Below are 11,851 nucleotides of genomic sequence, written 5' to 3' on the forward strand. Positions count from 1 at the left end.
CGCGGCGCCCCGCGCTCAGACGTACGAGCGCAGCCAGCGCACCTTCGCCGCGTCCTGGAACGGGCCGCCGCCCTCATGGTCGTTGAACTCGTACACCTCGATCGACTTGTCGTCGTGCGCCCAGGCGTTGTACGCGGCGAACACCGTGGACGGCGGGCAGGTCTGGTCCTCAAGCGCCGCCGAGAACAGGGCGGGGGCCCGGCCGCGGGCCGCGAAGTGCACGCCGTCGAAGTAGGACAGGGTGCGCAGCACGTCCGCGGAGCGCCCGCGGTGCGTCTTGAGGTAGAGGCCGATCTCACGGTACGGGTGACGGTCCGTCAGCTTCGTCGCACGCGGGAAGTCGCACAGGAACGGCACGTCCGGGGCGACGGCCACCAGGTCGGGCACCAGTCCGCCCACGGCGAGCGTGATGCCGCCGCCCTGGCTGCCGCCGACGGCCACGGTCCGGGACGCGTCCGTCAGCGGATGCGAACGGGCCGCCTCGATCGCGCGCACGGCGTCCGTGAACACCCGCCGGTAGTAGTAGTTCTCGGGTGCGTCCACGCCCCGGGTCATGAACCCCGGGTACGCGGGCTCCGCGCCCACCGGATCGGCGGTGCCGCCCCCGCCGCCCCAGCCGCTGCCCTGCCCGCGGGTGTCCATCACGAAGTGCGCACGGCCCGTCGACGCCCACAGCAGATGCTCGTACGGCAGTCCACGACCGCCGCCGTAGCCGACGAACTGCACGACCAGCGGCAGGGGTTCGGCGGCGTCGGCCGGCAGCACCAGCCAGCCCTTGACCGGATGGCCGCCGTACCCGGCGAACGTCACGTCGTGGACCCGCACCGTGGACAGACCCGTGTCGACCGGTTCGAAGCGGGCGTCCAGATCGTGCTCCCGCGCCTCCTGAAGCGTCTTGGACCAGAAGGCGTCGAAGTCCTCGGGCTTCACGGACGCGCTGCGGTACTCACGGAGTTCGTCGAGCGGTAGGTCGAACAGGGCCATCAGCAGCCGCCTTTGTGAAGGGTGAGTGCGGGTGATCACACCGTACGTCGGTGGCCGCGGCGATCGCCAGAGCCGTGCGCGCGCCACCGGCCCCGAGACCGCCCGTCCAACCGCTGGTCAAGACGCAGGAACCGCTTGCTACGACCGACAACCGACTGCCCGGGAGAGCCGGTGACCGGGGCGGACGGCTGGGGCTGTCCGCGCGCGGGCGAGCAACCGGTCGCGCAGCCGGGTCGACGGCCCCGCAGGCGGGTCGACCAGCCTTGCGGGTGGGTGCCTCTGGCCTTGCGGGTGGGTGCCCGGCCCGCGGGCGGTGCGGCCCGCGGATTCAGGGCCGGTCGCTGCTCCAGTCCGGGCCGGTGCGGGCCCAGTCCCGTTCCCACTCCAGCAGCCGGTGGCGCAGCGCCACACGGCGCGCGGCCCCGTGCGCGAGGAGGATCACCGCCGCCGCCCCGCCCGCCGTGCACATGCCGACCACCACGCCGTGCTGCCGGACCGCGGTGTCGTCGGGCGGCGCGCCGACGCCGCGTCCGCGGGAGTCGAACCAGACGTCCACCACCTGCCCGCTGCGGGCGCCCGCCGGGACGCGGGCCACGGCCGTGCGCTCCCGGGCGCCGGGCTCCGCCCAGCGCACCAGGGCCCGGCGGGCGCCCGCCCGGCCGTCCGCGGTCCCGGGCAGCGGCAGGGCCGTGCCCCCGACCACCCGTGCGCGCACGAGGTGCCGGTCGGCCCGCTGCGCCGCGGCGGTGGCCGCCGCCTGGTCGTGCGCCCACCGGCCCGCCCACACCCCGACCAGGGGCACGCCCACGGCCAGCAGCACGGCGACGCCCAGCGCCGTCCACGCCTCCACGACGTCCGACCGGCGCCGCAGCGGATTGCCGCGCCGGTGCCGGCCGCGCACCAGGACCCGCATGCCGACCTCCTCGCCGTCAGCGGCGCCGGCCGGCGCACGGCACCCCGCCGCCGCTGCCCGCGCACCGCGCACACCTGCGAGCGTCCACACCGCTCTCGTACCCCGTTCGGCGCGGCTCGCTCACCTCGCGCACACCCGGGGACGGTGCGGTCGTGGCGAGGGAGCCCGCCACGGCGCCCGACACCCGCGGACGCGCCCCCGAACCGGTCCGCGGGAGCAGATCCCGTCCGAGGAGCAGTGGTCCCCGGCTCAGCCGAAGCGCTCGATGCGGATGCGGTCCACCGGCTGACCGGCCTCGACGAGCAGCCGCGAGGCATGCTCGGCGAACCCGTTGGAGCCGCACACATAGGCTTCCCACCCACCAGGCGGCTGCTCGGCCAGGAGCGGCACCACATGTGTGGCCGCCAGCCGTCCGACCGGCACACCCCGCGGTGCGCTCCGGGTGAAGACAGGGGTGGTCTCGGCGCCCAGCTCCCGCGCGTAGATCAGCTCCTCGGGGCGGCGCGCGGACACCAGCAGCCGCAGCGGCACGGCGAGCCCGCGCGCCCGGTGGTGCCGGACCATCGACATCAGCGGTACGACCCCGGACCCGGCGCCGATCAGCAGCGCCGGACGGTCGCCAGGCCAGGCGAAGAAGCCGCTCAGCGGGCCGCGCACCTCGACCGTGTCCCCGGGCCTTGCCACCGTGTGGAACCAGCCGGACACCTCGCCGCCCTCGATGTGGTCCAGGGTCAGCTCGATGTGCCCGGAGTCGTCCGGCGCCGACGCGATCGAATAGTGGCGCTGCGCCACATAGCCGTCGTCGGCCGTGAGCCGCAGCATCAGATGCTGGCCGGGCAGATGTCCCGCCCAGTGCGGCACCGCGAGCCGGAAGGTGGCCGCGCGCGGGGTCTCGCGCCGCACCTCGGTGACGGTGGCCGTCTGCCACACCGAGGCCGCCTGATGGCCGACGACGATGCGCCCGGGCACCGCGAAGCGGGTGCGGGGAGCGAAGGTCTCAGTCACCGGAGTACCGCTGCTCCTCCCAGGGGTTGCCGCGCGCGTGGTAACCGTTGCCCTCCCAGAAACCGGGCTCGTCGTGGTCGAGGAGGGTGAGGCCGGCGATCCACTTGGCGCTCTTCCAGAAGTACAGGTGCGGCACCAGCAGCCGCGCCGGGCCACCGTGCTCCGGCGCCAGCGGCGTGCCGTCGTACTCCCAGACGATCCAGGCCCGCCCGCCGGTGAGGTCGGCGAGCGGCAGGTTCGTGGTGTAGCCGGTGTGCGAGTACGCGACGGCATGGGTGGCGGACTCATGGGGCCGGACCACACTGAGGAAGCGGTCCAGTGACACGCCGCCGAACCGCACCCCGAACTTCGACCAGCCGGTCACACAGTGGATGTCACCCTCGTACACGGACGCGGGCAGCGTGTGTGCCGCGTCCCAGTCCCAGGTGTGCGGCTCGGCCACCAGCCCGTCCACGCGGAACGACCAGTCGGCGGGCGCCAGGTCCGGGGTGACCTCCGCGGAGAGCACGGGCCAGTCGTCCTTCGCGTCGTACTGGCCGGGCGGCAGTCCGGGATCGAGGACGCGCGGGCGCCCGGTGAAGCCTCGGGTGACGTTCATGAGGCAACCGTAACGCCGCCGCCCGCCGTGCTCCGTCCCAGGTCAGTCCCCTCGAACATTGCGGTCGCGTGAACGGCTCGCCGGACGGGGAATAGCCGCCGCACGCCCGTCCTTGGCGCTGAGTGCCGGCACCGGTACGCCGGTGACAGCGCAAGGAGAGCGAGGAAGCAGATGCCCAAGGCGTACGTCTTCACACGGTACGGGGGGCCGGAGACCGAGGCGTTCACGGACGTCGCCCGGCCCCGGCCCGGCACCGGCGAGGTGCTGGTCGAGGTGCGCGCGGCCGGGGTGAACCCGGTCGACTGGAAGCTGCGCGAGGGCCTGCGCCGCCCCGGCGACGCGGACCGCGCCTTCCCGGCCGTGTTCGGCAGCGAGGTCTCCGGCGTCGTGGCGGAGGTCGGCGACGGCGTGACCGGGATCGCCGTGGGGGACGAGGTGTTCGGCAACACCGTCGCCGGTGGGTACGCCGAGTACGCGCTGCTGCCCGCCGCGGTCACCGCGCACAAGCCCGCCGGGCTGTCCTTCACCGACGCGGCGACCCTGCCGGTCGCCGCGGCCACCGCCTACGACGGCATCCGCCAGCTCGACCTGCCCGCCTCAGCGACGCTGCTGGTCACCGGGGCGGGCGGCGGTGTCGGCGCGGCGGCCGTGCAGATCGCCCGGTCCCTCGGGGTGCGCGTGGTGGGCGTGGCGAGCGAGGGCAAGAAGGACTTCGTGGAGTCGCTGGGCGCCGTGCACGTGCCCTCCGGCCCGGACCTGGCCGACCGGGTCAGGGCCGCCGCGCCCGACGGGATCGACGCCGTCTACGACCTGGTCGGCGGCGAGGTGCTGACCGAGACGGCCGCCCTGCTCACCGACCGGACCCGGCTGATCACCGCGGGCGCCCCGGCCGAGACCGTCGCGGCGCTCGGCGGCGCCCGGGTCGCCCGGGCCCGCACCTCGGCCGTCCTCGACGCCGTGGCCCGGCTCGTGCTGACCGGCGTGCTCGACCCGCACGTCACCCGGACGTTCCCGCTGGAACAGGCCGCGGCGGCACTGCGCGCCGTCGAGGACGGCCACACCCGCGGCAAGATCGTGATCGAGGTCGCCCGGTGAGCGCACCGAACCGGTCGGTCGGCGCCGGCAGCGAACACGTCCTCGACAACCCGGCCCTGGCCTCGCTGACCGGCCCGCACGCCCGCTTCGCCGAGCGCCGCGGCCGGGTGCTGCGCTACCCGCTCGACGTGTCCCCGTGGCTCGCGCTGCCCGACGATCCCGGCGCCGACGACTGGGCGGACCTCGCGGCGCTCGCAGGACCGGGCGCCGAGGTGCCGCTGGCCGGCTTCCGCGGACAGGTGCCGCGGGGATGGGAGGTCACCTTCCGGACGGCGGGCGTCCAGTTGGTCGACGACTCGCTCGCCGCCGCCCCGGACGCGGAGGCGGTCCGCCTCGGGCCCGCCGACGTCCCCGAGATGACCGACCTGGTCGAACGCACCAAGCCGGGCCCGTTCCTGCCGCGCACCGTCGAACTCGGCACCTATCTCGGCATCCGCCGCGGCGGGGCCCTGGTCGCCATGGCGGGGGAGCGGCTGCACCCGCCCGGCTGGACCGAGATCAGCGCGGTCTGCACCGATCCGCTCTTCCGCGGCGAGGGCCTGGCGACCCGGCTGATCCTCGCCGTGGCGCACGGCATCCGGGAGCGCGGCGAGACGCCGTTCCTGCACGCGAGCGCGGAGAACTCCAACGCCGTCCGGCTCTATGAGTCGCTGGGCTTCCGGCTGCGGCGCCGAACCGTGTTCCTCGCGGTCCGGGTGCCACAGCGCCTGGCGGACGGCCGGGAAGCGCTGCCGGTCTGACCGGGACCCGGTCAGTTCGGGGCGGCGGGATCTGAGGCCGCCGCGTTGTAGCGCTCCAGATAGCCGGCGAACCGCGTCAGATCCTCCTCGGGCCAGTCCGCGAGCCGCCTGCGGAAGGCGGCCCGGCGGCGCCGGGTGACCTGGGCGAGGATCTCCTGGCCTGCCGGCGTCAGATGCAGCAGCTGGACCCGGTGGTCCCCCGGGTCCAGCCGGCGCTCGACGAGCCCGGCCCGCTGCAGGGCGGCCACCTGGCGGCTGACCGTGGACTTGTCCAGGGCGTAGTGCGCCGCCAGGTCCGTGGCCCGGCAGCCGTCGCTCTCCTCCAGGTGGCCGAGCAGCGTGTACGACACCAGGGACAGCTCGGGGTGCATGCGTCCGGCCGAGGCCCGGGCCCGGCGGGCGAAGACCGTCATCTCGCGCTGGATGGTCTCGATGGCCGTCTCCGCTGTCGTCACGGCGATCCCTCCTGTGCGCCCCCGGGCGTCCCCGGTCGCCTCCGCCCGTCGCTGTCCGTCCCGGGACTCCGCCCCTCTGGTTGCACCGTACAACTTGATCCGGCCGCGGTCCGCTCGCCGTCTGCCTGCGGTCCGCCCGCCGTCCGCCCGTGATCCGGCCGTGCTCCGGCCGGTGCCGGGGGCGCGGTCCGGGCGACGCGGAGGGAGCGGCGGCGAGGAGGCGGACGGGACCGCCGTGGGCCCGAAGCGGCCGTCGGTGTCCGACCGTTGGGGTAGGGTGGCCGTCCGGCCGCGGAACGTCCCGGCCGTGCCATGAAGGAGGTGAGACCCATTACCGCTGTGTCAGCTCGGGTGCTCACCCCTCACCGCGGCGTGCGTCACCGGTAGCCGGTGCCCGCGGGAGCGCCCTTCGGCCCCAGGTCACCGAAAGGCTCTCGGCCTCCATGCCCCTGCTCATCCCCTCCGCCGTCGTCGCCGCGCTGCGCGCCGCCGGCTGCGTCTTCGCCGAGGACGAGGCGGAGTTGATCGTCGCCACCGCCCGCACCCCGGACGAAGTCACCGCCATGGTGGACCGGCGCGCCGCCGGACTGCCCCTCGAACACGTCCTCGGCTGGGCCGGGTTCCACGGGCTGCGGATCGCCGTCGAACCCGGCGTCTTCGTGCCACGCCGCCGTACCGAGTTCCTTGTCGACCAGGCCCTCGCCCGCTCGCCGGGCGCCCGGGTCGTCGTGGACCTGTGCTGCGGCTCCGGCGCCGTCGGCGCCGCGCTGGCCGCGGCGCTCGGCCGGGTCGAACTGCACGCCGCCGACGTCGACCCGGCCGCGGTGCGCTGCGCCCGCCGCAATCTCGCCGAGTACGGCGGACACGCCCATGCGGGCGACCTGTTCGAGCCGCTGCCCCGCACGCTCCTGGGCCGCGTCGACATCCTCGCGGCGAACGTGCCGTACGTCCCGAGCGGCGAGGTCGGGCTGCTGCCCGCGGAGGCCCGTGAGCACGAGCCGCTGCGCGCCCTCGACGGCGGCGCGGACGGCCTGGACGTGCTGCGCCGCGTCGCCACCGCCGCGCCCGGCTGGCTCGCCCCGGGTGGCTGCCTCCTGATCGAGACCAGCGAACAGCAGGCGCAGGAGGCCGCCCTGATCTTCGCCCGCGCCGGCCTTGCCACCTCCCTCGCGGTCTCCGAGGAACGGCACGCTCACGTGGTGATCGGGGCCCGCCCCTAGACGATCGGTACCGGGGCCGGGCCCGGCGCAGGGGCCGGGCGAGCGGTGCTCGACGGCGGGACCGCGCGCCACCGCTCACGGCACACGGCTCACGGGTCAAGCGCGCCGCTCACCTCAATACGGACCTCACCGCTCACCGCTCATCGCTCGGTCCCGGGATCCAGGGACCGGGCGATGAGGAGTGCCACGTCGTCGTGGTTGTCGGGGTGGTGCAGGGTCCGCAGCAGCAGATCGCAGACGTCCTCCAGCGGGCGGTCCGGGCCCTCCAGCAGGGCCAGCAGCACGGCCAGCCGCTCGTCCAGCGAGTGCTGGCGGGTCTCCACCAGCCCGTCGGTGTAGAAGACCAGCCGGTCACCGGGGGCGAAGTCGACCGTGGTGGTGCTGAAGTCGATGCCGCCGACGCCGAGCGGCACGCCGGTCGGCAGCGCGAGCAGTTCCGGCGGCTGCCCGGCGCGGACCCGGACCGGGGGCAGATGTCCGGCGTTGGCGATGCGGCACTGGCGCAGCCCGGGGTCGTGGACGGCGTACACACAGGTCGCGATGGAGTGGTCGAGACCCGGGGTGATCTTGTCGAGGTGCCGCAGGAGCACGGCCGGGTCGAGGCCCAGCGAGGCGAGCGTGGTGGTGGCGGTGCGCAGCCGGCCCATGGTGGCCGCGGCGCCGATGCCGCTGCCCATGACGTCCCCCACGACGAGCGCCGTCCTGCCGCCCTCCAGCGGGATCACATCGAACCAGTCCCCGCCGACCTCGACGGCGGCGCCCGCCGGCTGGTAACGGGAGGCGACCTCAAGGCCGGTCGTCACGGCCGGCCGGCCGGGCAGCAGGCTGCGCTGCAGGGTGAGGGCGGTGTCCCGGGCGTTCTGGTACCAGCGGGCGTTGTCGATCTGCACCGCCGCGCGCGCGGCCAGCTCCCGGGCCAGCAGGACGTCGTCCTCCCCGAAGGGCAGCGGATTGTCCGCGCGTTTGAGGTCGAGGGCGCCCAGCACCTCGCCGCGTGCGATCAGCGGCACCGCCAGATAGGAGTGCACGCCCGCCCGGCGCAGCAGTTCGGCCGCCTCCGGGGAGCGGGCGATGCGTTCGAGGTCGCCGTCCGTCACCCGCGGCACGACGACCGGGCTCGCCGTGCGTACGCACGCGGTGACCAGCCGGTCGGGGGCGTACCGTACGCGCTCTCCCGGCGGGTCGGCGGCCCGCAGCGCGTCCGTCTCCCGCTCCGCACGCACCGCGAGGGGCCGGATCACCGCGGACTCGGCAGGGCCGAGGGTGCTGCGACGGCCCTCGACGACGGCGTCGAGCAGATCGACGGCGGCGATGTCGGCCAGTTCCGGCACGGCGACATCGGCCAGTTCACGGGCGGTGCGGTTCAGGTCCAGGGTGGTGCCGATGCGCGCGGAGGCGTCCGCGACGACGGCCAGCCTGCGCCGCGCGGCCTCCGTCTCGACACGGGCCCGGTACTGCTCGGTGATGTCCACGATCGACGCCGCGACGCCGAGCACCCGGCCCATGGCGTCCTCCAGCCGGTACAGCGACACGGACCAGGCGTGCTCCTGGTCCGGGTCGGCCGGCGTCCGGCCCACGGTGGCTTGGTCGACCAGCGGGCAGCCGGTCTCCAGGACGCTGCGCAGCGCGTTCTCCAGGGCGTCGGAGTCCAGCAGCGGCAGCACCTCGTGCGGGGTCCGGCCGAGGAGTTCATCGGCCGGGATGCCGTTGATCCGGGAAAGCGCCGGGTTGACCGAGACGTACCGCAGTTCCGTGTCCAGCACGGCCAGCCCGATCGGTGACTGCTTGACCATCCGTTCCGACAGGGCCACGTCCTGTTCGAGCCGGCGCACCGTGGAGCGGTCGGCCGCGAGCCCCAGCGCGAACACGTCGCCCCGGTCGTCGGTCAGCCGCATGTTGCGGAACTCCACCAGGCGCGTGCCGCCGTCCTTGGCCCGCACGGGAAACGCGCCGGCCCAGCTCCGGCCGGTCGCCATCACGTCGGCGAACAGCTTGCGGACCAGTGCGATGTGCTCCTCGTGCACCATGAGGCGGGCCGCGTACTGGCCCAGGGCCTCCCGGGCCGAGTAGCCGAACAGCTCCTCCGCCTGGGGGCTCCACAGCACGATGCGCCCCTGGACGTCCAGCACGACCGAGGCCACGCCCAGCACGTCGAGCAGCCCGCTCGGCCGGACCGGGCCGCCGCCCTCGGCCACGGGAGCCTCGGCTGCACTCATCACACGCACCGCCTCAGACCGTCCTTGCGGCACAGCGCCGCCCGTGCCGGCTCCCCATGTGTTCCGGCCCAATGTGTTCCGCGCCCATGTGTTCCGCGTCCATGTGTTCCGCGCCCACACCCGACTCTCCGACGCCGCCGTCCGCTATCTCCACCATCCCTCACCACGGGAGCCGGTGTACGGCGAACCGGGCAGCCACCGGATCGTCGGCCAGGGCACCGGTCGCGCAGCGCCGCCGGCGGCCATCGGTTCGCTCGCTCGGCTGTCCGGTGTCCGGTCGATCGGCGCGTTCACGGGTCGCCACGCGGCTGTTCACCCCCGCGTTCCTCCATTGGTCTGTACATGCTCATCGCACTCGGGCCAGACTGTCCGCCGAACGCGCCAGCCACCCCCCACCACCGAGGAGTCGGCATCCATGCCCGTGTCCGCCCGGCAACGTTGTCACGCAGTCCTGACCGGACTCGTCGCCCTCGCCACCGCCGTCGTCGTGTCCGTGTCCGCCGCCCCGCCCGCCTCCGCCGCCGACACCTGGACCGAGGTCGGCTCCGACCGCGCCGACCCGCTCACCGAGAGCCAGGGCCTGACCTCCGTCGAGGTCCCGGCCGGCAGCCCCAACCGGTACACCGGCATCGGCACCATCCCGGTCGGCGTCGCCACCCGCGGCTGGAACCACGTGGGCGACCCCGACGCCTCCTACGACGGCTACTACATCGAGCCCTACCAGCGGGACTCCGGCACCACCAAGATGTTCCGCGTCCAGGCGCCGGGCGGTGCCTGGTCCGAGTACGTGCACACCCTCGATCCCGGCGAGGCGCTGAACAACTCCTGGGTCGCCGTCTCGCCGGGCGGGCAGTGGATGCTCGCGGGCGAGTGGGGCACGATGAGCCGCCTCCTGGTCTTCCCGACCCCGGGCGTCAACCCGGGCACGTCGCCCTCCGCGAACCTTCCGCGGGCCGCCACCGTCACCCTGGACCATGCCGTGCGCGACGTCCAGGGCTGCGACTTCTCCGGGCCCACGACCCTGCTGTGCTCGTCCGACGATCCCGAGGGCAGCCTCTTCGGCGTCACCAAGCCGCTCCTGCAGATCGACCTGTCCGCCGAACCGAACGGCATGTCGGACGTGTCCGGACATGTCACGGCGCTGCGTCAACTCCCGCTGCGCAGCGCCTGCTCCGGCACCTTCGAGGCGGAGGGCGTCGACTACGACCGGCGCACCGGCACCCTGCGCGTGATCGTCGTCTCGCCCGGCTTCTGTGTGCTCACGGACAGCAAGACGTACCGGTTCACCCGCGGATGAACCCGCGCGCCGGCGCGCCGCCGGGCACCGGTAGTGCTCGGCGGCGGAGGGTGCTTTGCTGAGGGATGGGCGCGGTTGCGCGGGGTACCCCACGTTCCACCGCAGCGCGGCCACGAGAGGAGCGATCATGAAGAACACGCAGCGGTCGCACCCGGAATCCGTCACGGTGGAGATCAGCGGGTGCTCCAAGGAGGACGCCCGGATCGTGTTCGACGCCCTGAGGGCCTGCTTCACGTCCGACCGCGGTGCCGACGAGGTGCCGCAGCAGCTCCACGAGACGCGTCCGATGGTGTGGCTCGGCACCTACGACGTGGCGGACGCCCATGGGGTGCCCGCACCGCCCGCCCGGCTCAGGTCGCCCGTCCTCGCGGACGTCCAGGGCGGCTACTGGGCCGTCGACCGGTTCCGCACCACCCTGGGCTCCCTGTTCTCCGTCCAGGAGACCTGCACGGCCTCCGGTGACCAGGAACGGGACCTGCACCTGCGGCTGGAGAGCCGCTGACGTCCCGTCACCCGCGCGCCCCGGTCGGCCGCCGGCCGGGGCGCCGTACGTCGCCGGGTCCTCGCCCGGTCGCCGCCGTCGGTGAGGGACCGACCGCGCCCCTGGCCCGGGTGGGTCACCTCACCGACCGCGTCCCTGGCCCGGGTGGGTCTCACAGGCGGCGGGGCTTGGACCGGCGCCGCAGGTACCAGGCCGCGGCGATCACCCCGCCGCCCACGAGGGTCGCGCCGATGCCGAGGGTGAGCGGTCCGTAGTCGTGCACGGTGCCGCCCTCGCCGCCCGCGACGCCCCGCTGCGGGGCGGGAGTCGCGGCGGCCTGGGGTGCCTTCGAGGGGTTCGGCGCCTTCGCGGAGGAGACGATGACGGACTGGGAACCGGCGGTGCCGCCGTTCGAGCACACCACGACGACCGTGTAGGTCCCCGGGGAGACGTTCGACCAGGCCGCGGACTGGCTGACGGTCGTGCCGGTGAGCGCCGTCTGGCGCCCCTCGGCGAAGTTCGCCTGGCCTCCGGTGAGCAGGGAGGCATTGCCCCAACTGCCGTTGATCTGGGTGCAGGCGCTGGTGACCACCGACACGGTGGACCCGTTGGTGCTCACCGAGATGCCGGAGGCCGCGGGGGACGGCCCGGCGAGCCCGATCGGCAGCGCCGCGGCGGCGGCCAGGACCGGACCGGAGCGGGAGAGGAGTCGAGTAGTGCGCATTGGGCTGCCCTCCGGCGGCACGGTTGGCGGAACGTCCCATGCGCCGCCGAGGGTCGGGAAACGTCCGTGCTGCCTCACCGGCATCCCATGCGGCGCCGGGCCGTCCCGCAGCCGGACCGGTAC

General features: G+C 74.6%; 12 protein-coding genes. 5 read left to right on the forward strand and 7 right to left on the reverse strand.

Translation table 11 applies throughout. From position 1 onward, the window contains the following. Nucleotides 1-15: 15 nt before the first annotated feature. From AC27LF_RS09395 to AC27LF_RS09410, 4 genes are all read right to left on the reverse strand, one after another. The gene (locus tag AC27LF_RS09395) at nt 16-984 is read right to left on the reverse strand and encodes an acetylxylan esterase (protein ID WP_479663398.1); all 969 of its coding nucleotides are present in this window, start codon (nt 982-984) and stop codon (nt 16-18) included. A 328-nt stretch (nt 985-1,312) separates the two neighbouring features. Further along, a complete protein-coding gene (locus AC27LF_RS09400; RefSeq protein ID WP_479663399.1) occupies nt 1,313-1,897 on the reverse strand; it encodes an Rv1733c family protein in 585 nt (194 codons plus the stop codon). A gap of 249 nt (nt 1,898-2,146) precedes the next feature. Then, nucleotides 2,147-2,902, reverse strand: coding sequence for a ferredoxin reductase (locus AC27LF_RS09405; protein ID WP_479663400.1), 756 nt, complete (start codon nt 2,900-2,902; stop codon nt 2,147-2,149). Further along, the gene (locus tag AC27LF_RS09410) at nt 2,895-3,500 is read right to left on the reverse strand and encodes a sulfite oxidase-like oxidoreductase (RefSeq protein ID WP_479663401.1); all 606 of its coding nucleotides are present in this window, start codon (nt 3,498-3,500) and stop codon (nt 2,895-2,897) included. Before AC27LF_RS09410 ends, AC27LF_RS09405 begins: the two co-directional genes overlap by 8 nt. 171 nt (nt 3,501-3,671) lie before the next feature. Between AC27LF_RS09410 and AC27LF_RS09415 the strand changes: the two genes are divergently transcribed. After that, nucleotides 3,672-4,595 carry an NADP-dependent oxidoreductase gene (locus AC27LF_RS09415; RefSeq protein ID WP_479663402.1) on the forward strand — a complete coding sequence of 308 codons (924 nt, stop codon included), beginning with the start codon at nt 3,672-3,674 and terminating at the stop codon, nt 4,593-4,595. Then, the gene (locus tag AC27LF_RS09420; RefSeq protein WP_479663403.1) at nt 4,592-5,335 is read left to right on the forward strand and encodes a GNAT family N-acetyltransferase; all 744 of its coding nucleotides are present in this window, start codon (nt 4,592-4,594) and stop codon (nt 5,333-5,335) included. The genes AC27LF_RS09415 and AC27LF_RS09420 overlap by 4 nt, the downstream gene beginning before the upstream one ends. Before the next feature lie 11 nt (nt 5,336-5,346). On the opposite strand, the gene AC27LF_RS09425 is transcribed toward AC27LF_RS09420, so the two are convergent. Continuing rightward, nucleotides 5,347-5,748 (reverse strand): MarR family winged helix-turn-helix transcriptional regulator, encoded by a 402-nt coding sequence (locus AC27LF_RS09425; RefSeq protein ID WP_479663434.1) that lies wholly within the window; start codon nt 5,746-5,748, stop codon nt 5,347-5,349. Nucleotides 5,749-6,233: 485 nt separating this feature from the next. On the opposite strand from AC27LF_RS09425, the gene AC27LF_RS09430 reads away from it, so the two are divergent. After that, nucleotides 6,234-7,010, forward strand: a complete 777-nt coding sequence (locus tag AC27LF_RS09430) for a putative protein N(5)-glutamine methyltransferase (RefSeq protein ID WP_479663404.1) — start codon at nt 6,234-6,236, stop codon at nt 7,008-7,010. A gap of 140 nt (nt 7,011-7,150) precedes the next feature. Here AC27LF_RS09430 and AC27LF_RS09435 read toward each other — a convergent pair whose 3' ends face one another. Further along, nucleotides 7,151-9,226 (reverse strand): SpoIIE family protein phosphatase, encoded by a 2,076-nt coding sequence (locus AC27LF_RS09435; protein WP_479663405.1) that lies wholly within the window; start codon nt 9,224-9,226, stop codon nt 7,151-7,153. Between the two features lie 415 nt (nt 9,227-9,641). On the opposite strand from AC27LF_RS09435, the gene AC27LF_RS09440 reads away from it, so the two are divergent. Both AC27LF_RS09440 and AC27LF_RS09445 read left to right on the forward strand, forming a co-directional pair. Then, the gene (locus AC27LF_RS09440) at nt 9,642-10,523 is read left to right on the forward strand and encodes a hypothetical protein (protein ID WP_479663406.1); all 882 of its coding nucleotides are present in this window, start codon (nt 9,642-9,644) and stop codon (nt 10,521-10,523) included. Between the two features lie 127 nt (nt 10,524-10,650). Continuing rightward, a complete protein-coding gene (locus AC27LF_RS09445; RefSeq protein WP_404026846.1) occupies nt 10,651-11,025 on the forward strand; it encodes a hypothetical protein in 375 nt (124 codons plus the stop codon). A 151-nt stretch (nt 11,026-11,176) separates the two neighbouring features. On the opposite strand, the gene AC27LF_RS09450 is transcribed toward AC27LF_RS09445, so the two are convergent. Beyond that, the gene (locus AC27LF_RS09450; RefSeq protein ID WP_479663407.1) at nt 11,177-11,728 is read right to left on the reverse strand and encodes a hypothetical protein; all 552 of its coding nucleotides are present in this window, start codon (nt 11,726-11,728) and stop codon (nt 11,177-11,179) included. Nucleotides 11,729-11,851 lie beyond the last annotated feature (123 nt).

Source organism: Streptomyces diversicolor (assembly GCF_057537855.1).

Bases quoted from the DNA above. Each gene is read 5' to 3' on its own strand.
- AC27LF_RS09395 (WP_479663398.1), bottom strand. From the start codon at position 984: ATGGCCCTGTTCGACCTACCGCTCGACGAACTCCGTGAGTACCGCAGC.
- AC27LF_RS09400 (WP_479663399.1), bottom strand. From the start codon at position 1,897: ATGCGGGTCCTGGTGCGCGGCCGGCACCGGCGCGGCAATCCGCTGCGG.
- AC27LF_RS09410 (WP_479663401.1), bottom strand. From the start codon at position 3,500: ATGAACGTCACCCGAGGCTTCACCGGGCGCCCGCGCGTCCTCGATCCC.
- AC27LF_RS09415 (WP_479663402.1), top strand. From the start codon at position 3,672: ATGCCCAAGGCGTACGTCTTCACACGGTACGGGGGGCCGGAGACCGAG.
- AC27LF_RS09425 (WP_479663434.1), bottom strand. From the start codon at position 5,748: ATGACGGTCTTCGCCCGCCGGGCCCGGGCCTCGGCCGGACGCATGCAC.
- AC27LF_RS09430 (WP_479663404.1), top strand. From the start codon at position 6,234: ATGCCCCTGCTCATCCCCTCCGCCGTCGTCGCCGCGCTGCGCGCCGCC.
- AC27LF_RS09435 (WP_479663405.1), bottom strand. From the start codon at position 9,226: ATGAGTGCAGCCGAGGCTCCCGTGGCCGAGGGCGGCGGCCCGGTCCGG.
- AC27LF_RS09440 (WP_479663406.1), top strand. From the start codon at position 9,642: ATGCCCGTGTCCGCCCGGCAACGTTGTCACGCAGTCCTGACCGGACTC.
- AC27LF_RS09445 (WP_404026846.1), top strand. From the start codon at position 10,651: ATGAAGAACACGCAGCGGTCGCACCCGGAATCCGTCACGGTGGAGATC.
- AC27LF_RS09450 (WP_479663407.1), bottom strand. From the start codon at position 11,728: ATGCGCACTACTCGACTCCTCTCCCGCTCCGGTCCGGTCCTGGCCGCC.